Source organism: Alcaligenes sp. LTN-3 (genome assembly GCF_059735605.1).
Genome location: NZ_JCAPDN010000002.1, coordinates 699,786 through 718,325, shown reverse-complemented (window position 1 = coordinate 718,325; position 18,540 = coordinate 699,786). Strand labels below are relative to the sequence as shown.

The following is an 18,540-nucleotide window of genomic DNA, read 5'->3' as shown; positions in this document are numbered from 1 at the left end:
ATTCCGGACGGCGTGAACCATCAATACAAATAAGCGAAAGGAAAAGTGTACCGGATTCGGTGCTGAAGGGAAGCAGATAGACCGGGCGCGCATAACCCGATAAGCAAATGAAGTGGCGAGCCTGACTCCGGCACTGATTCTGCACGGCTGTGGCTGCTTCGTTCCCGACCTGACCAGATTCACCGCCGAACCATGCGGAGGGGCCCGCCGACAAGTAGTGTAGCATTAATACGGCAGCCAAAGATCGGCTCTCGGGAAATAAAGCGCCGCCCGCGCCGGCCGCCCATCCAGAGCCTGCACCTGCTCACAATAACGCTGCAATTGCGGTGCGTAGCGCTCCAGCATACGCGCTGCAAAATCATCCTGACTTTCATGCTCGGCGGGCCGCCCCGTCTTGTAATCCACCACCAACCAGTGATCTTCCTGGGAAATCGCCAAGTCGATAATCGACACCCGACCACTGACATCCAGCAAGGACCACTCCCGGTAGGCACGGCTGACACCCAGCAACCAGCGACCTCGCTCGGTCTGTACGGTTGCGGCAATGGCCTCAAACAAGGATTGGGCGGCCTCATCCAGATAGGCGGCAGGCACCCCGGCCCGCAACAACTGGCGACGCATGACGACGCGACCTTGCTGCAAGCGCTCTACCGGCCATTGCTCCAGACCTTCACGACCCAGCTTTTCCAGCCAGTCGTGGGCAACCGTCCCGATGGCTTTTTCATGAGTCGTATCCAGTGACCACTGCCAGCTCTGATATTGCGAGCTGGCGCTCTGCAATTGCTCGGGTGGCGCAGCAGGCAAACTCACCACTCGCTGCAACAATGCCGCAGAACCTTGCCCGGACTCCTCTTGCTGCCTGCCCTGCTCAGCTTGCCAAACCGGGGCCTGTGGCTGATCCAGGACGGGCCAGACACGACTTAACAAGGAGCGGCCATCCGGCTCGCGCAGACCCTTGTCCTGGGTGATGCTCAGTTCCGCAAACAAGTGCAACTCCTGACGGGCACGCGTCAGGGCCACGTATAAAAGACGGTGGCTTTCCTGCTCGGCACGTATGCGTTCCCGCGCCGCCAAAAACTGCGACACCGGATCGCGTTGCTCGCTGCCCTTGTGACTAATCGGCCCCAGAATCAGGCGCTCGGCGCTGTGTTCCAGACGAATCAAGGGCTCGGAATCGGCTGCCGACTGCTTGTGCAAGCCAAACAAGATAACGGTTTCAAACTCCAGGCCCTTGGACTTGTGAATCGTCATCACCTCCACGGCCTTGCCCGTCCCTTGCGGGGTGGCATACAAAGACTCCACGCGGGCCTGCAATTGCTGCTGATCAGGCGGCCCATAAGGGCACAGCTCTTCGAGCAGACGCAAGACTTGCTCTGCATCCGCCTGATCTGCCAAGCTTGGATAGACTTGCGGCCCGCCCAAGCGCGTCCAGCACTCCTGCACCCAGGCGGCAAAAGGCATCAAGCCGCTGCGATTGCCTTTATCTAACAAGATCTGGCAAGCGAACAGCAACCGGTCGCGCTCATTCGCATCCCAATCTTCAAAATCCTGATTGTGCGTGAAGAACTCCATCCTGGTGGCCGGAGCTTCTCCGCCACCATACGGGGGCGCCTGTGGCGCCATAGTCATCTTGACTCGCTTAACCTCGCCGTCAACGGCGAGGTTCGCTCTTAGGCTCGTGGTCAGCTCGGCCAGGGTCTGGGTGGGATGCAAGGCGCACAAGCGATGCAGACTCTCCAAACGCAGGCCGATCAATGGCGAGCGCAACACGGACAGCCAAGCCAGTCGATCTGCCGGGTGAGCCAAGGCACGGACCAATTGCACCAAATCCGCCACCACAGGGCGCTGCTGCAAGGGCTCCAGCTCTACCGCTCGGCACGGTATGCCCTGCTCGCCCAGCTTGCGCACCAAACCCTGCAAGTGCGAACGTGCTCGCACTAGAATTGCCACCGGATGCTCACTGTCCTGATAACGTTCCAGAGCTTGAGCCGCGCATTGCACCGCCTCTTGCACCGCACGCTCCTGAGCCGCTTGCTGCGACGGCACGGCATCCTCTCCCCGTGCCACCCGGAAATGCCAGGACGGATGAAACTGCACCGCCCACTCAGGAATATCAGGTTTGAAGGCAGTCGAGTGTTCGTAGGTGACCATGCCCAGATCTGGGTCAGGTCGAGCCGGAAACAGTTGCGCCCCCACCTTGTTCACCCACTCCACCAAGCGCGGGTGCGAGCGGAAATTATTGCTGAGATTAAGCGGCTCCAGCTCCACTTCACCTAAACGTCGCGCTTGCCAGACCTGCAGAAACAAACCCACTTCCGCCTTGCGGAAGCGGTAAATGGACTGCATGGGGTCGCCCACCAGAAACAGGCTACGCCCATCACTCGGCTCCCAGCCGCTGGTCAGGCGCTCCAGCAATTGCACCTGGGATTGGCTGGTGTCCTGAAACTCGTCCACCAGCAAATGACGTATGGACCTATCCATACGCAACAGCAGTTCGCCCGGCTCATCGGCATCGCCCAAGGCTTGCAGGGCACGTTGAGCAATCTCGGTGAAATCGACCTCGGCTTTCTCGGCAAAGCGCAGTTTCAATTGCGCCGCAGCCAGCCACAAGACCTGAATCAAATTGGACAGAACTTCTTGCTGCTGGGCGGAGTATTGCTCGGGCAGAAGGCGGGCACCGGCCAAGCGCGCAATCCAGGGCTCTGCCCCCAGACAATTGCTCAACCATTCAGTCAGAATTTCTTTTTGCGCTGTTTTTGGCGGAAAGCCGTTACGCACGGTCAGGCTTTTGCGCAGATCGCCTTTATCCGTCAGCAACAAGGCTGCCAGACCACGCCAGCGCGGCAAATCGTCCATAACCGGGGCCAGGTTGTCACCTTGCCAATCCGCCAAGGCCAGCACATCGCCGCTTTCCAGATTCGAGGCGGCAAAGCAGGCCAAAGGCGCCAAAGTCCGTGCCCAGCCGGGTGGCAAAGCATCGCTTAACTGCTGCAGTTGCTGCTCTACGACCTCGCGCAAGCTATCTTGTAACAGCGCCACGTCACCGCCCTGCCCCACAGCGGGCAACCACTGATCGCGGCTGGCCAACATACCGGCCAACAGGGCTTGCGCCTGCAGCAGGTTTACATCCATATGTTCCAGAAAGCGCGCTACGCTAGGGACGCTTTCCGCCATCTCCAGCGTGGCCCAGGCCGCCGCTTCGTAATGCTCCTGTGCCTTATCAGTAATAGCCGGCACCCCGCCCAGCCCCGTAATCCAGGGCATGGCACGCACCAAGTGGGCACACAAGGAATCGATGGTACGGATACTTAGACGGGCCGGGTAAGCCAGTAAATCCCACTGCTGTTCCTGATTGCGCTGCATGGCGGCACGCGCCAGTTCCCAACTGCGTACTCGATAGGGCTCGGCAGGAAGTCCCTGATTGGCAGCGGCCAACTTCTCCAGCACACGCGCATGCATTTCAGCCGCAGCTTTACGGGTGAAGGTAATGGCCACAATTTCCTCTGGCCGCTGCACGCGAGCCAGCAGGGCCAGAATCCGGTCGGTCAACAGTTCTGTCTTGCCTGAACCGGCAGGTGCCTGCACCAGAAAGGAGGACTCGGGGTCCAGTGCCCGTGCACGGGCGGGGCTATCGCTAGGGACGTTCAGCATGACACCTCTCCCCCATTGTCTTGGAGGTCTTCCTGGAACAAACGTAAAAAGGGCAAAACATCGCAGTACAGCAAATCGTTGCGGTTCCAGATCTGGTTGGCGGCCTGCCCTTGCAGGAACTCATCGGCCAGACCTTCCACCGCCTGTTTCCACTGCGCGATTTGTGCGGTCCACTGCTGGGCACTTTCCAATTCGGTCAGGCCCTCAATATCCATGCCGGGCGCGGCCAAACCACTTAAGCCCACCTGACGAGCATGCAAGCGCACAAAAGCCAAGCCACTGACGGTTCGACCTTCATCCTGCAAGGCGGCGGCATAAAACGGCAATTGCAGATTCACAGGTCTGGGCCGCAGCCAATCTTTATCGGGTCTGAGTTCGCCTATGCCAGTTTTGTAGTCCATCAGCAACTGCTCACCATCGGCCAGATCATCCAGACGATCCAGACGCAGGCTCAAACGCAGCAAGCCACGGCTCCAGCTCAATTCCTGTTCCGTCGCGCCCAAGGCAAACGGCGGACGCTGGGCTTCCTGATGCGCGTATTGGCTCAAAACAGCCAGACCCCGCTCCATTTCCAGGCTGCGCAGCACCGGGCCGTAATCGGCCAGCTCTTCCTGAGCGGCCTGATCAATACACACTTGCACCACGTCCAACAGCGAGTCCTCGCCAATCAGTTCGTGCAAGCTGTCCTGATCCTTCACACGCAGCCAGAACAGTTCGACGGCGCGGTGCAGAAACACCCCGCGTGTATTCATATCGCCTACACGGGCGTAATCAGGCAAGGCCTGACCATGCAAACGAAACTTCACAAAAGCCCATAAGGGATTGCGGGCCTGCGTATCCAGCACGCTGATTCCGCCGCGTATGCGCTCTTCCAGCTTCAGGCTAGGGCCTTGTTCATCCAGCAAGGCTTCCTGTGCGACGGCCTGCTCTGCCTGCACCGCCCAAGGCATTTCCAGCACAGGCCAATGCGCGATCAAAGGGCTGGGTCTGAGCTCTTGCTCCCCCTGATTCAAAGGCGCACTGAGCAAGACCTGGTTGCCACAGCGCAGCAAGGCGCTCAACATCCAGCGCGCCCACTCCAGCTCCCGCTCTGGCGTACTGCGCGGGGCTTGCACCCGGCGCAGCACTTGGGCGGGGATCAGGGGATTCGGTTTGACGGCAGCGGGCAAAATATCATCGGTCAGGCCCAGCACCCATACGGCATCCCAACGCCCGCCTTCCGCCTCCAGAAAGCCCAGCACATCCAGACGGGAGCGCGGATCACGCTGTGGCTGGAACAGATTTTCACGGGCCATGCGCGCCAGAGCGCTTTGCGCCTTCAAGGCACTGATGCGACCTAGGACAGGGGCTTGCTGCGCCAGTTGCAGCAGCAGGGCCTCCAAAGCTTCCAAGGTTTGAAACTGAGCGCTATCCAAACGATTGGTTCCGGGAAAACCCAAAGCCTCCAGGCATTGGCGCATGATCGACGCCCAGGTATCCACTCCTTGAGCGCCTGCCGATACGGACTCGAAGCGCTCCACCGCCTTGCCCCAGGCCAGGGCCAGTTCGGGCGTGTGAAAGCTAAGCATGTCGGCAAATTCTTTACGGCTCACTTGCGTGATGCGGTTGTCGCGCCAGGCCTTGTCAATGCGGGCACGGCCGCCCGCTTCGGACTGTTCCGCCTGACACGCTCCCAAACGCAGGGCTTGGCCCAGCATGGCCGGCTCGGCCTGCCCCTTGGTCGCCAGCGTAAACAAGGCCTTCAACCAGGCCAGGGCTGCTTCAACCACGGGCCACTCGGCCAAGGATCGGGCCGCTGCCACGTTATAGGGCAAGGCGCCTTGATCCGCGTGCATGGCTTGCCGCAAAAGACGATGCACCAGCGGCAATTGTGTTTCCAGCTGCGCCGCCACAATGGCTACCGTGCGATCCGGGTCCTCGTCCAATTGACGACGCGCCCATTGCACCGCCAGGCGCCATTCCGTATCCGCATCCTGCGCCTGCACCCGATGAACTTCCGTGGCCTGCACCTCTTCGTGCTGCAACTGCAGAATCTCCACTCCCATATTCTGCAAACCCATTAAAAGGCTTTGCAGACGCGGCGAATATTCATGAAAACCATGCAGCACCATATAGCGATGACGCATGTGCAAGGCGCCGGCCTGCACCGCTTTGAGCACGCGCTCGGCAGCCAGATTCGCGTCATCCAGATCCGCCTGCTCCAGGCTTTGCCGATAGTGAGAGCGCCATTGCATGAAGCGTTCAAAATCTATGCTGGCCTCGCCGGGTTTGAGCTCAATATTCCATTCATCCAGCAGGGTATCGGCTTCACAGGCCAGACGCGCTGCCTGGCCGACATCCAGGAAATAGCCCTCTTCCTCGCACTGCTCGATGCTGAGTTCCCAACGCTGCAAGGCGGCGAAGCGATCCATCTGGTGCGCGGCCGGTTGCCATTGTTCGGAAAAGCAGAGCTGATCGCTGGCCTGCGCTAGCCACGCCCCCAAGGGCACGATTTCCGGCACGGCGACCGTCCCGCCCGCTCCAGCCAGACGGGCCGACAAATGTCCCAGCAGGCGGCGCGCGTAGCGTTTGTTCACGGTTAACACAACCGTTTCGGCACTATTGAGCTCCTGCAATTGAGCCATGGAAACAGCAGGGGTGTCGTACATAGAAAAAACCAGTTAAGGTTGCAAGGAAACAGAATGGCCAGCAACGCTGATCCGGCCATTGTACCGGCGCTCTATCCCTAGATTGTTCCCGCCCTTACACTTATCGCCATGTCTAGTTCAAACACCCCCAATACCGAATTAACCGGCAGCCTGTCGCTGCGTACTGGCGAGCATACCTGGGGTAGCGCCCGCCGAATGGCCTTGCTGGCGGCGATCGCCGAGCAGGGGTCGATCTCTGCCGCCGCCCGCCATATTGGCATCAGCTACAAAGCGGCCTGGGACGCCATTGACATCATGAACAATATGGCAGGCGAACCACTGGTGCTGCGTAGCACCGGCGGCCATCGGGGTGGCGGCGCCACCCTGACGCCCAAGGCCATCGAACTGCTAGAGCTATACCAAACCTACGACCGGCTGCATCAACGCTTCATGAGTCGTATTGGTCGTTTAATGCCTTCCGTGGCCACTCAGATGGAGTTACTCCAAACCATGATCATGCAAACTTCGGCCCGCAACCAATTGCCCGGTATCGTTACCACGATCAAGACCGGTGCCGTCAACGACGAAATTCATGTGGATATTGGCCAGGGCCAAACCGTTGTTGCTTCCATTACGCGGGAAAGCACGGAAAACCTGGGCCTGCGTGAAGGGCAAAAAGTTCTGGCCTTTCTGAAAGCATCGTCAATCATGATTGGCACGGGCGACACCCGCCATTCGCTGTCCGCACGCAATCAGTTACCCGGCACGATTACCGATGTCATCACCGGTGCCGTCAATGCAGAAGTCCGTCTGGAGCTGCCACAAGGCCTGACAGTAACCGCCAGCATCACCCTGGACAGCACCCAGCGTTTGCATCTGGAAGCGGGCCAATCCGCCTATGCTCTGTTCAAGGCATCCAGCGTAATGATTGCTACGCTGTAAGGGCTTCCAGATCCGCGCTGCGACAACACGCCAAGACGCGTCCGTCGCGAATGCGATAGACCTCTTGGGCCAGGACTCTGGCATCTTCAGGATCGTGCGTGATCAGGATAGTGGGAATATCGATCTGGCTTTGCAACTGCGCCAGTTCAGCCCGCAAACGAACACGCAAATCCTGATCCAGGGCCGCCAAAGGCTCATCCAACAAGAGCAACTGAGGCTCAATCGCCAAGGCTCGCGCCAAAGCACAGCGTTGCTTTTGCCCGCCCGACAACTGGGCGGGGTAGCTACTTAATACCGACTCCAATTCAAACGCGTCTACCCAACGCTGGGCAGCCGCAGGCATGGCCCGCACGGAGCGGTTGAACAAGCCCCTGTTCAGACCAAAGCAAATATTCTGTGCGGCGGTCAGATGTGGGAACAGGCCGTAGTCCTGAAACAGGTACGCCACCCGACGCTCGCGCGGCTTCAGGTTGATGCCTTTTGCGGAATCAAAGTAGACCTGATCGCCAATCTGAATGCGGCCATGATCGGGCCGCAGCAAGCCCGCCACGCTTTGCACCGTCAAGGACTTGCCCGAGCCTGATGGCCCATACAACGCAATATGACGAGCCTCGGTTTGAATCTGAATGTTCAATTCAAAATGACGAGCCTCGCTAACTACGGTGCGTTGAATCTGTACCTTCAGGCTCATTGCATCCCTCTTTTACGGCGTACGTGACGGGGTGACAAAGCACGGGTACTCCACAAAACCAGCACACAGGTAATCGAAATAATAGCAACCAGCACTAAAGCCTGCTGATCTTCCCCTGCCTGCACCGCCTCGTAAATGGCGATGGACATGGTTTGGGTACGCCCCGGTATGCTGCCCGCAATCATCAAGGTTGCACCGAACTCGCCCAAGGCACGGGCAAAAGCCAGCAAAACCCCGGCCATAATGCCACGCGCCGCCAAAGGCAGGCTGACACGAAAGAAGATGGCCAAGGGCCTTAAACCCAACACACTGGCGGCATCTTCTAATCGTGGGTCCACATCTTCAAAAGCCGCACGCGCTGCCTTCAATATCATGGGAAAGGCCACGACTGTGGCGGCAATCACCGCACCCTGCCAGGTAAAGATCAGCTCTATCCCCATACTGGAGAGCCATTGCCCTACGGCACTACGCCGACCCAATAGAACCAGCAGGTAATAGCCGATAACCGTAGGCGGCAAGACCATGGGCAAGGTCAGGATGGAATCAAGCAGGTCACACCAACGCGACTGCCAGCGCGACAGCGCATAGGCAATGCCTATGCCCAATACACAAGCGAACAAGGTCGCCCAGCCGGCGACCTTGAGCGATAAGCCCAGGGGAATCCAAAATGAAGTCATCCGGCGATCAACATCCTATCAAGGCTTGGCAAAACCGTATTTTGCCAGCACTTGCTGCCCGGATTCAGACATGACGAAATCTTGAAAGGCCTGAGCCTTGTCACTACGGCCTTCACGCTGCACCAGAGCGATGGGGTAAGTGACAGGTTCAGTCGTCTTGAGCACCTCCAGCACGTGCACCTTGTCTTTCATGATGGCCGCGTCAGTCGCAAACACAAAACCGGCTTCCACCTCACCACGGGCGACGTAATCGAGCACCTGGCGTACGTTCTGACCCAGGATTTCTCGCTGTTTCACGGCATCCCACTGACCCGCTTTTTCCAAGGCAGCCTGGGTATAGCGGCCCACCGGCACCACGGCCGGGTTACCCAAAGCCACGCGTTTGACATCTGCTTTGTCCAGATCACCCACGTTTGTCACATTGGCAGGGTTGTCGCTTGGCACAATCAGTACCACCTGATTCTGCACAAAATTCTTGCGGGTAGCAGGGTCCACGACCTGGGCTTCTTCCGCCTTGTTCATGGCCTTTTGGTCTGCCGAGGCAAACACATCGACAGGAGCGCCGTTGACGATTTGCTGCAGCACGACATCCGATGCAGCGAAACTGGTCAGCACTTTGGTGCCGGGATGCTCTGCCTCAAACTGGCCAGCCAGTTCCTTGAAGGCATTGGTCAGGCTGGCAGCGGCGGCCACCACCAATTCATCGGCTTGCGCAGTGCCTTGCAAAAACAGGGATAAGGCAGCGACCGATACGACTCGTTTGAACATTGTTTTCTCCTCCAGGACGGGTGTAACGAATGAGTATAATCAGGAAATATATATAGGTATATAGCGTATATCTACCTATCTGCTGAATGAAGCTCATCACCCCGGAGTGATAGCATGATGGCTTTCCTGCTTCATTCCGGCTCCCAAAGGCTCGCTGACAGCCACGCTTTCCGAATTTTTCATCCCCATGACGCAAGCCAGTCTGATTTCCGATTTCATCACCATGCTCTGGTTGCAGGACGGCCTGTCCGCCAACACGCAGCAAGCGTATCGGCAGGATCTGGAGCGCCTGAAGGAGTGGGCTCAGCAAGAGCGCGAAGGCAAAGCGCTGGAGCAACTGCAAGCCAGCGATTTGCGCGAATGGATGGCCAGCCAGGCCGGTCAAAGCAAGGCCAGCACGGCCAACCGCAGGCTGGCCACCTTGCGTCGCTTTTACGATTGGACGGTGCAAGAAGGCATGCGGCAGGACGACCCCTGCCTGGAACTGAGCAGCGCCCGACAAGCCCCGCGTGTCCCGCATACCTTGTCTGAAGAACAGGTAGAGCGCCTGCTGGCCGCACCGGACATACATAATCCCTTGGGGCTGCGTGACCGCTGCATGCTGGAAACCCTGTATGCCAGCGGTTTACGCGTCACCGAACTGACCGAGTTGCCTTTGCAAAATCTGAGCCTGAGCGATGGCGTGCTACGCATAGACCAAGGCAAGGGTGGCAAAGACAGGCTGGTGCCTCTGGGGCAGGAAGCCTTGCACTGGATTGAACGCTATATGCAGCAATCCCGCCCTGCCTTGCTGGGCCAGCGTCGCAGCGATTTTGTATTTATTACCGGGCGCGGCACCTGCATGAGCCGCCAGTCCTTTTGGTTGATCGTCAAGAAATATGCGCTGCAAGCAGGAATTCTGGCCCCCTTGTCCCCGCACGTTTTACGTCACGCTTTCGCCACCCATTTGCTCAATCACGGGGCCGACCTGCGCGTGGTACAGATGCTTTTGGGCCACGCCGACATTTCCACAACCCAGATTTATACTCATGTGGCACGTGAGCGCTTGAAAGCCTTGCACGCAGCCCATCATCCACGCGCCTGAGCGCACTACCAAGATATGGCTAAAGAAAAACACGTCAGCGAAACACCGGCCACGCAGTGGCTACGTAAAAATGGCATTTCCTTTACCGAACATAGCTACAACTATGTCGATCATGGCGGAGCCATGGAAGCAGCAGCCCAGCTGGGTCTGGACCTGCACCGGGTGGCCAAGACCCTGATCATGGAAGATGAAAGCGCCAAGCCCTTGGTCATCGTGATGCACGGCGACCGAGAAGTCTCTACCAAGAATCTGGCTCGTCAAACGGGCGCAAAGAAAATCGCCCCCTGCAAGCCAGAGGTGGCCCAACGCCATTCGGGCTATATGGTCGGTGGCACCTCGCCTTTTGCCACCCGCAAAGCCATGCCTGTGTGGCTGGAAGAAGAACTGCTGGAGTTCGACACGATTTACATCAATGGTGGCCGACGCGGTTATTTGCTGGGTATCAATCCCCAGGTTCTGATCGACAAACTGGGCGCGCGCCCAGTACAGGCTGGCCTGGAAAAAGGCTGATCCCACTTAGCGGCAGGTATAAAAAAGACGGCGCTGTCAGCCCGTCTTTTTTATATTCCGCGCTTGCTTGAACCATCAAACGCCGCAATAAACAGCCTAGTTCTGCTCCCTGCACCACCACCACCACCTCCTCCTCCTCCTCCCGCAACTGGAACTGGATAGCCGCGCACTGCAACACTGTCCGCCCAGTCGCTTTTCACCAGACAAGGTGATTGCACCGCTTTGACATTTCGCCAGATAATTCAAATCTGAATAATAAGAGGGGACCCCATGTTTCAATCCTTGCGCCAGCCCGCCGTAATGACGGTGACTTTGGCAGCGGCTGGCATCCTGATGGTTACCATGGGGATACGCCAATCCTTTGGCCTATTCGTCGGCCCGATTGATAAGGCAAGCGGCATGGGCATTATGTCCATCAGCTTTGCCATGGCCGTGGGCCAGCTTACCTGGGGGGCGATCCAGCCTATTGCCGGTGCCTGCTCCGACCGCTGGGGCCCGGACCGGGTTCTGATCGCGGGCCTGCTGATTCTGGCATTGGGCTGTGCGGTGACTCCCTTTATAGGCACAGGCCTGGGACTGACCTTGACCTTGGGCCTACTGGCCAGCGTTGGCTCGGGTGCGGCCAGCTTCTCTACCCTGATTGGCGCGGCCGCCCAACGAATTCCTGAGCACGCACGCGGCCAGGCCTCTGGCCTGATCAATGCCGGCGGCTCCTTCGGACAGTTCGTCTTTGCTCCCGTCGTGCAAAAGCTGATCGGTTGGGTGGGCTGGATGTCGACCTTTTGGGTTCTGGCTCTGACCGCCCTGCTAACCCTGCCCCTGATCCGCAAACTAAGTCCTGGCAGCAAGGCCCAAAAGACAGCCGCCGCCCCCCGCCCCGCTCCTGTTACCAGCGGTCCGGGACTGGCCGAGACATTGAAAAACGCCATGACAGATCGCAGCTACTTGCTGCTGAGCCTGGGCTTTTTCACCTGCGGTTTTCACATTGCTTTTCTGGTCACCCACCTGCCGGGGGAAATCGACCTGTGCGGACTGCCGCCTTCAGTAGCAAGCTGGTCCTTGGCCTTGATCGGCCTGGCCAATATCTTTGGCAGTATCGCCGCCGGTTCCTGCATTGCCCGCTGGCGCAGCAAGTATGTGCTGGCGCTGATGTATGCCTCGCGCGCCGTGCTGATCCTGTGGTACTTGATGATGCCTAAAACCGATCTGGTGTTTTACATCTTTGCCATCGGCCTGGGTCTGACCTGGCTGGCGACCGTGCCACCCACCGCCAATATCGTCGCCAAGCTGTTTGGCACACGTTATCTGGCCACCCTATTTGGCTTGGCCTTGTTCTCGCACCAGATCGGTGGTTTTCTGGGGGCGTGGCTGGGCGGTATTGCCTTGACTCGTTTTGGTGACTACAGTTGGATGTGGTGGGCTGATATTGTGCTGGCCGTACTGGCTGCCATTGTCAATCTGCCGATACGCGAAGCCAAGATCAAGATGCAGACGGCTTAGGCGTCTCAGGAGTAAAACCCTGCTAAACCCCAGCAAAAACTGCAGTCCCAAAAAGAACGCTTTTTAACGGCCCCTTCATCAAAAAAACCCGCCATCATTGGCGGGTCTTTTATTTGGCGTACACATACGTCCTCTTTGCACCGGAGCAATACGTCGCCCCACAACAGAGTTCTTAGAACATGGTGTTGCTATTGGCAGCCTGCTCCGGCACGGCCTGAATCACATCCCAGTGCTCCACGATCTTGCCGTCTTGCACCCGGAAAATATCAATCACGGCCTGTCCGCGATCGGCCTTGCCATTGGTCGAATGCACATGCAGATAGACCAGATCCCCGTCTGTGGCACTGCGCACAATCCGCGCACGAGACTGCGGGTTCTCTTTGAAATAACCACTAAAGTAGCCCACAAAAGGCGCCTTCCCGTCCGGCACTTCCGGGTTGTGCTGGATATAGTCCTCGGCCACCACTGTCGCCGCTTCCTGCACCTGATGCTTGTTAAAGAAGCTATCGTAAAAATTGACCACTAGCGTGCGATTGCTTTCTTCCTGAACCACATCACGAGTCGGCGAATTGGCAGCCAACGCTGCATTTGTGCTCAACAAGAAAGAGCCCGCCAATAAAACTGGAGATACCCATCGAATTAACCCTTTCATCAGCCCCACTCCTTGATCAATAACCTACGGTAAAGCGCTGGCGCGAATGGGCAGGATGTTCAATCTCGTCCACCAAAGCGATGGCGTAATCCTCATAAGAAATCTTGCTGCCTTGGTCGGAGACCAAAAGACTGTCTTGGCCCACACGGAATTTGCCCGTGCGCTGACCGGGACCAAACTCTGCCGAGGGCGACAAGAAAGTCCAATCCAGCTCTTTTTCCTGACGTAGCTGATCCAGAAAGGCAATCCCCCCCAAGGCTTCGGTACGATACGCATCCGGAAATGCGGGCTGATCAATCAATCGCTGACCGGGAGCCACTTCAAGACTGGCCGCACCACCCACCACCAGATAACGCGGCACACCAGCCGCGCGAACTGCCGTGATCAGCTTGGAAGGATCCGACGAGGCGAAACGAACGGCGCTAATCGCCACATCGTGACCTTGCAGTAGCGCGATCAAACCGTCCAGATCATTCACATCACCCTGAACAGCCGTGACATTGGGCAGGCTGGCAATTTTTTCAGGATGGCGAGCAATCGCTGTCACTGTATGACCACGATCAGAGAGTTCTTTCAAAAGGCGCGAACCGACTTCGCCAGAAGCACCTATCAATGCAATACGAGACATAACCGCTCCTTGTGTGCTCAAATAAAGACCTGGTCTATAAAGTAGACCATTAAGCGTGATGCTAGACAGTTTTTTGACAGTCCACAAGAAGTCACGCCGGCCATACTAGGTCACACGCAAGTGACTATTGAACACAGGAGAGCAAGTCGCCATGTCCTCATCAAGCGCCACTACACAGGCTTGCAGCCTGATACAGGAAGAGTTCGAGCAACCCTGCCCCATCCGGGATGTGCTGGACCGAATTGGCGATCAATGGAGTCTGCTGATCCTGGAGTCCCTGGCACCGGGCACGCTGCGCTTTAACGAACTAAGTCGGGAAATCGGCGATATTTCCCGTCAGATGCTCTCGCGCACACTCAAGCGCCTGGAAACGGATGGGTTTGTACAACGAACCTTGTACGCAGAAGTGCCGCCACGCGTGGAATACACACTGACCGAACTGGGGCAGTCCTTTCTGGTGCCCATGCGGGAACTGGTGAAGTGGGCAGACATTCATCATGCGCGTATCTGTCAGGCACGCCGGGAATCCAAATCGGGCTAACAGTAGCCGGATGCACCCGGCGGCGCATTACGCCCCACCTCCTGTATTCACCAGCCCCGTTTGCAAGCAAGGCCTGAACGAACGGTCCTACCCCTGCCCCGAATGCCAGTGCCCGCCCTAAACCTAAACCGGAGGGGACGACGCCTTGTCAGCCCCAGGTCGACAACAAAAAAGCCGCATTACGCGGCTTTTTCTATCTACGGGAGCCAAGGCCTCAAGCCGCGCTGGCTGGCAAGCCAAACACCCGGTCAAAGGTCCAGCTAAAGATAAAGGAGTAGATCAAGAAGAACACCAGAATGGCCACTTCCATCCGCAGCGCTTCCATCAAGCCAACCTGATACCACCACATATACAAAGGCACGATGGCAATCACCAGGCCAGCCTCAAAACTGACGGCATGCACGCTACGGCGCAACAGGCTGCGGCCTTTGACCGTTTGGCGAGACTCCCAATACTCAAAAGCGGTGTTGAACACGTAGTTCCAAACAATCGCAATCACCGAGATCGCGACGGCAATAGGTGCAGATTCAGAGGCCTCTCCACCGGCAAAGTAGGCCAGCAGGAAAGAAGAAAAAACAATGGCAAAAAACTCAAACAAACCCACGTAAAACACGCGGCGTTTCCAACCTTGGAGTGTCATGGCTAAGCTGCTTATGCGCACGCCCCTCAGCCCCAAGATCAAGGAGCCAAGAGAACAGTGCGATTAAAAATACGATGGCGGGCCCAGCAGGAATCGAACCTGCAATCTTCCCTTAGGAGGGGAAAGTTATATCCATTTAACTATGGGCCCGGCGGGCTTTTTGTGGAGTGGGCCCAAGCAGGCCAGACGCCACATACACGGCAGGAATTCAGGCTTTACAACATATAAGGGCAGATCCGACGCCTTTTCTTGTCTGCAAAAAACCGGGTGTTTTCCTGCCTGCTGCTACTGAAAGTGCTACAGCAAAAAGGCGGTTCAACCTACCTGTCCTGCCTCTGTGCGCTTGTCAGAAAAGCAGCCGCAAAGTGTACCAGCTAGACCGCAGAGGTGAAAGGTTTGAAACAGCTTCACAAAGCGGCCCCAAGATACGCCAGACAAGCCTAAAAGCATCCAGACCACGAATGACTCCGTAGTCCAAAAACCGCCTCAGCCCCCAGTCTGGAAAGGTTTTCCCTGCCTTGCCGCTTACTGAAAAAAACCAAGCCCCGCCCACAACGCCATTTTCAGCCCTTTTTAGGACAAACCCCAATCTAAATATGTTGTTAATATATTTATAAAATATTAAGATCAATCACATGCTCTGCCCCTGGCCGTCGGCCTCTGACAGAGCTGGACTATAAAAAAACCACTGGAGACAAACATGAATTCCAAACTTGTTGCATCCACCTTGGCTGGCCTGTTTTTACTAAGCGGCATGGCCTCGACACAGGCAGCCGAAATTAGCTGGCGCGTCCCGACTTCGGTTCCCGAAGGCTCCCCGTTTTATCAGAATTTTCTGGAGCGTTTTGCAAAGAACGTGAAACTCATGACGGGGGACCGTGTCGAGATTCAGCCATTTGGAGCCGGAGTAATCGTTCCCGCCCTTAAAGTCTTTGAAGCGGTAGAAACAGGCGTGGTAGAAGCGGGCCACTCCACCTCCAGCTATCTGGTCAACCAGGACCCAGCCAATGCCATTTTTGCAGGGTATCCCGGCGGCATGGGGCCCGATGCCTATCGCGTCTGGCTCTATGAAGGCGGCGGCAAGGAAAAGCTGCAGGAACTACGTTCCAAAAATGGCCTGAAAACCATGATTGTGGGGCTGGGCTCCACCGAAGTGCTGGCGCACTCCAATACCCCAATCCGAACCGCTGAAGACCTGAAAGGGCTGAAGTACCGAACCTCCGGCGCCTGGGCCGATGTGATGAAAGACTATTTCGCTGCGGTACCCACGGTTGTGCCTCCTGGTGATACCTACACCTTGCTGCAACGCAAAGGGGTCGATGCCGTGGAATGGGCAACTCCTTCTTCCAATACCCCAGAAGGTTTTCATCAGGCGGCCAAATACATCGTCGTACCGGGTGTGCACCAGCCTACTTTTATGTGGGAAGTCGTCCTCAAGCAGGAAACCTGGGACAAGGTGCCCGCCGATCTGCAGCCACTCATTGAGGCCGCCGCTGAGCTGACCACGCATCAATCGCTGGACTACTTCTATAACGCCGACATCAAGGCCATGGAGAAGTATCGCCAGGGACGCAACGAAGTCATCACCCTGGATCCGGCCTTCATCAAACAATTGGCCGAGGCTGGCAATGACTGGGTACACAAGAAAGCCGAGGCCCAGGCGCAGTCCGGCAACGACTACATGAAAAATCTGCTGGCGGACTACGATGGTTTTCTGACTCGTTGGCGCAGCGAGAGCAATTACCTGATCCGCGACTAAGTCCTACTTTCTGAAGGAGAGCTGCCATGCTGCAGCCTATTTCAAAACTGATCGACTTTGTTGCCCTTGTCAGTGCCAGGTTGGCGCAGTTGGCTGCAGCCATCCTGGTCACGGCCATGGTGTGGGAAGTCTTTGCCCGCTACGTGCTGCATGCGCCAACAGTCTGGGCCTTCGATATCGCGTACATGATGAACGGAGCCATTTTTCTGCTGGGCATGGCCTGGGTCATGCGTCAGAACGAACACATCAGCATTGATGTGGTTCGCAAGCACTTACCCAAGTCCTTTGCCCGTATTTCAGATGTAGTCCTGTACTTGCTGGTGCTGTTTCCCCTGTTTGCCGTATTGAGCAAAGTTGGCATCAACAAAGCCTGGATGGCCTGGAAGCTGAACGAAGTTGAAATGGTCAGCCCCTGGGCCCCCGTGATGTGGCCGTTCTACGCCTGCATTGCCATTGGTCTGGTCGCCTTCACCTTGCAACTGCTGGCGCATGGCTTGCGCTGCGCGGTCAACGGGCAAAGCCATACTAAGGTCGAGGTGAACCCATGAACCTATGGATTGCCGGACTGATGTTTCCCGCTCTGTTTCTGCTGGTTTTTCAGGGCATGCCCGTGGCGTTTGCGCTGATCCTGCCGGCTTTTCTGGCGGGTTGGTACGCCTTTGGCCCCATGGTCTTTGACCAGATGTACGGTGCTCTGTATGGAGCGGCCACCAACCATATCCTGTCAGCGATTCCCATGTTTGTGCTGATGGGGGCGCTGCTGGAGCGTTCAGGTATTGCTGCCCGCCTGTTTCGCACCATGCAATTATGGCTAGGTGGTCTGCCAGGCGGGCTGGCCATTGCCACCATCGCCATGGCCGCCACCTTTGCCGCCGCAGCCGGTGTGGTGGGGGCGGTAGAGATCATGGTGGGGCTGATGGCCATCCCGGCCATGAAACGCTTTCGCTACAACAACTCCCTGATCGCCGGCACGATCTGCGCCGGCGGGTCGCTGGGCACCATGATCCCTCCGTCGGTGGTCGCAGTCGTCTACGCCTCCCTGGCACAGGTTCCGGTGGGAGAGTTATTTGCTGCCATGCTCTTTCCGGGCCTGTTGATGACCACGCTGTTTGTGGGCTACATCCTGATCGCCACCACGCTCAAACCGGAGCTGGGGCCTCGGGCGGACGACGAGGATATGCGCCGACCATTGGGTGAAAAAATCAGTATTACGATGCGTGGTCTGGTTCCCATGATGCTGCTGATCATCGCCGTTCTGGGCTCCTTGATGAAAGGGATTGCATCGCCCACCGAGGCCGCTGCCCTGGGCGCGGCAGCCGCCGCTGTCCTGTGCATTTTCTACCGTCAGTTCAACTGGGACGTTTTCAGTGGCGCATTACGGATTACGGTACGCATTACCGCGATGATCATGCTGATTGTGGCCGGGGGCACCATGTTTACCGGCGCCTTCGCTGCCAATGGCGGCGCCAAGCTGGTACACATGCTGACCAGTGATCTGGGCCTGGGCAGCACCGGTACGATCATTCTGTTTCTGGGTATCGTATTTTTGCTGGGCTTTGTGCTGGACTGGACTGCCAACGTCCTGATTTGCGTGCCGCTGTTCCTGCCCTTTATTGTGGCAACAGGACTGGACCCCTTGTGGTTTGGCGTGATGGTGATTGTCGTTATTCAAACCAGCTATCTGACACCGCCCCTGGCCTCATCCATTTTCTACCTCTTGTCCATTGCCCCCAAAGACATGACATACGGACAAGTTTGTCGAGGTGTAATGCCGTTTGTTCTTGCTCAGTTACTGACCTTGCTGATCGTGGCGCTGTTTCCCGCGATTGCAACCTGGTTACCCCAGCAAGTCTCCGGCTTTTAACGTCAT

At 57.2% G+C, this 18,540-nt stretch carries 16 protein-coding genes, 1 tRNA gene and 1 other RNA gene; 8 read left to right on the top strand and 10 right to left on the bottom strand.

Going from position 1 to position 18,540, the window contains the following annotated elements:
* Positions 1 to 111: 111 nt before the first annotated feature.
* From ffs to AC6I6N_RS11625, 3 genes are all read right to left on the bottom strand, one after another.
* An RNA gene (gene ffs, locus AC6I6N_RS11635) (signal recognition particle sRNA small type) lies at positions 112 to 209 on the bottom strand.
* 16 nt (positions 210 to 225) lie between these two features.
* Positions 226 to 3,651 (bottom strand): UvrD-helicase domain-containing protein, encoded by a 3,426-nt coding sequence (locus tag AC6I6N_RS11630; protein WP_395029014.1) that lies wholly within the window; start codon positions 3,649 to 3,651, stop codon positions 226 to 228.
* Positions 3,645 to 6,299 carry a hypothetical protein gene (locus AC6I6N_RS11625; protein ID WP_395029015.1) on the bottom strand — a complete coding sequence of 885 codons (2,655 nt, stop codon included), beginning with the start codon at positions 6,297 to 6,299 and terminating at the stop codon, positions 3,645 to 3,647. Before AC6I6N_RS11625 ends, AC6I6N_RS11630 begins: the two co-directional genes overlap by 7 nt.
* 108 nt (positions 6,300 to 6,407) lie before the next feature.
* Between AC6I6N_RS11625 and AC6I6N_RS11620 the strand changes: the two genes are divergently transcribed.
* Entirely contained in the window at positions 6,408 to 7,220 is an 813-nt protein-coding gene (locus AC6I6N_RS11620; protein ID WP_121738238.1) for a TOBE domain-containing protein, read from the top strand.
* On the opposite strand, the gene AC6I6N_RS11615 is transcribed toward AC6I6N_RS11620, so the two are convergent.
* The 3 genes from AC6I6N_RS11615 to modA are packed head-to-tail and all read right to left on the bottom strand — an operon-like array spanning position 7,210 to position 9,356.
* Positions 7,210 to 7,911 carry a sulfate/molybdate ABC transporter ATP-binding protein gene (locus AC6I6N_RS11615; protein ID WP_121738237.1) on the bottom strand — a complete coding sequence of 234 codons (702 nt, stop codon included), beginning with the start codon at positions 7,909 to 7,911 and terminating at the stop codon, positions 7,210 to 7,212. The genes AC6I6N_RS11620 and AC6I6N_RS11615 overlap by 11 nt on opposite strands.
* The gene (modB, locus tag AC6I6N_RS11610) at positions 7,908 to 8,588 is read right to left on the bottom strand and encodes a molybdate ABC transporter permease subunit (protein ID WP_094195819.1); all 681 of its coding nucleotides are present in this window, start codon (positions 8,586 to 8,588) and stop codon (positions 7,908 to 7,910) included. Before modB ends, AC6I6N_RS11615 begins: the two co-directional genes overlap by 4 nt.
* An 18-nt stretch (positions 8,589 to 8,606) precedes the next feature.
* Positions 8,607 to 9,356 carry a molybdate ABC transporter substrate-binding protein gene (gene modA / locus AC6I6N_RS11605; RefSeq protein WP_094195818.1) on the bottom strand — a complete coding sequence of 250 codons (750 nt, stop codon included), beginning with the start codon at positions 9,354 to 9,356 and terminating at the stop codon, positions 8,607 to 8,609.
* 187 nt (positions 9,357 to 9,543) lie between these two features.
* Between modA and xerD the strand changes: the two genes are divergently transcribed.
* From xerD to AC6I6N_RS11590, 3 genes are all read left to right on the top strand, one after another.
* On the top strand, positions 9,544 to 10,440 hold the full coding sequence (gene xerD / locus AC6I6N_RS11600) for a site-specific tyrosine recombinase XerD (RefSeq protein ID WP_108728002.1): 897 nt from the start codon (positions 9,544 to 9,546) through the stop codon (positions 10,438 to 10,440).
* Between the two features lie 15 nt (positions 10,441 to 10,455).
* Complete coding sequence (gene ybaK, locus AC6I6N_RS11595; RefSeq protein ID WP_094195816.1) at positions 10,456 to 10,950, top strand: Cys-tRNA(Pro) deacylase; 495 nt, start codon at positions 10,456 to 10,458, stop codon at positions 10,948 to 10,950.
* Between the two features lie 270 nt (positions 10,951 to 11,220).
* Positions 11,221 to 12,450 carry an MFS transporter gene (locus AC6I6N_RS11590; protein ID WP_108728003.1) on the top strand — a complete coding sequence of 410 codons (1,230 nt, stop codon included), beginning with the start codon at positions 11,221 to 11,223 and terminating at the stop codon, positions 12,448 to 12,450.
* Positions 12,451 to 12,622: 172 nt separating this feature from the next.
* On the opposite strand, the gene AC6I6N_RS11585 is transcribed toward AC6I6N_RS11590, so the two are convergent.
* Entirely contained in the window at positions 12,623 to 13,102 is a 480-nt protein-coding gene (locus tag AC6I6N_RS11585) for a nuclear transport factor 2 family protein (RefSeq protein ID WP_108728004.1), read from the bottom strand.
* Between the two features lie 16 nt (positions 13,103 to 13,118).
* Complete coding sequence (locus tag AC6I6N_RS11580) at positions 13,119 to 13,730, bottom strand: NAD(P)-dependent oxidoreductase (protein WP_108728005.1); 612 nt, start codon at positions 13,728 to 13,730, stop codon at positions 13,119 to 13,121.
* Between the two features lie 151 nt (positions 13,731 to 13,881).
* On the opposite strand from AC6I6N_RS11580, the gene AC6I6N_RS11575 reads away from it, so the two are divergent.
* Entirely contained in the window at positions 13,882 to 14,271 is a 390-nt protein-coding gene (locus AC6I6N_RS11575) for a winged helix-turn-helix transcriptional regulator (RefSeq protein WP_108728006.1), read from the top strand.
* A 214-nt stretch (positions 14,272 to 14,485) separates the two neighbouring features.
* Here the strand turns inward: AC6I6N_RS11575 and AC6I6N_RS11570 are convergent, their stop codons facing one another.
* Complete coding sequence (locus AC6I6N_RS11570) at positions 14,486 to 14,911, bottom strand: PACE efflux transporter (RefSeq protein ID WP_108728007.1); 426 nt, start codon at positions 14,909 to 14,911, stop codon at positions 14,486 to 14,488.
* Positions 14,912 to 14,986: 75 nt separating this feature from the next.
* Positions 14,987 to 15,061 (bottom strand) — tRNA-Arg (locus AC6I6N_RS11565).
* Between the two features lie 550 nt (positions 15,062 to 15,611).
* Between AC6I6N_RS11565 and dctP the strand changes: the two genes are divergently transcribed.
* From dctP to AC6I6N_RS11550, 3 genes are read left to right on the top strand one after another with little or no spacing between them, the layout of a single operon-like run.
* Positions 15,612 to 16,670, top strand: a complete 1,059-nt coding sequence (gene dctP, locus AC6I6N_RS11560; RefSeq protein WP_094195810.1) for a TRAP transporter substrate-binding protein DctP — start codon at positions 15,612 to 15,614, stop codon at positions 16,668 to 16,670.
* Between the two features lie 26 nt (positions 16,671 to 16,696).
* Positions 16,697 to 17,218, top strand: coding sequence for a TRAP transporter small permease subunit (locus AC6I6N_RS11555; RefSeq protein WP_395029016.1), 522 nt, complete (start codon positions 16,697 to 16,699; stop codon positions 17,216 to 17,218).
* Positions 17,215 to 18,534, top strand: coding sequence for a TRAP transporter large permease (locus tag AC6I6N_RS11550; protein WP_094195808.1), 1,320 nt, complete (start codon positions 17,215 to 17,217; stop codon positions 18,532 to 18,534). Before AC6I6N_RS11555 ends, AC6I6N_RS11550 begins: the two co-directional genes overlap by 4 nt.
* The last annotated feature ends 6 nt before the right edge of the window (positions 18,535 to 18,540 follow it).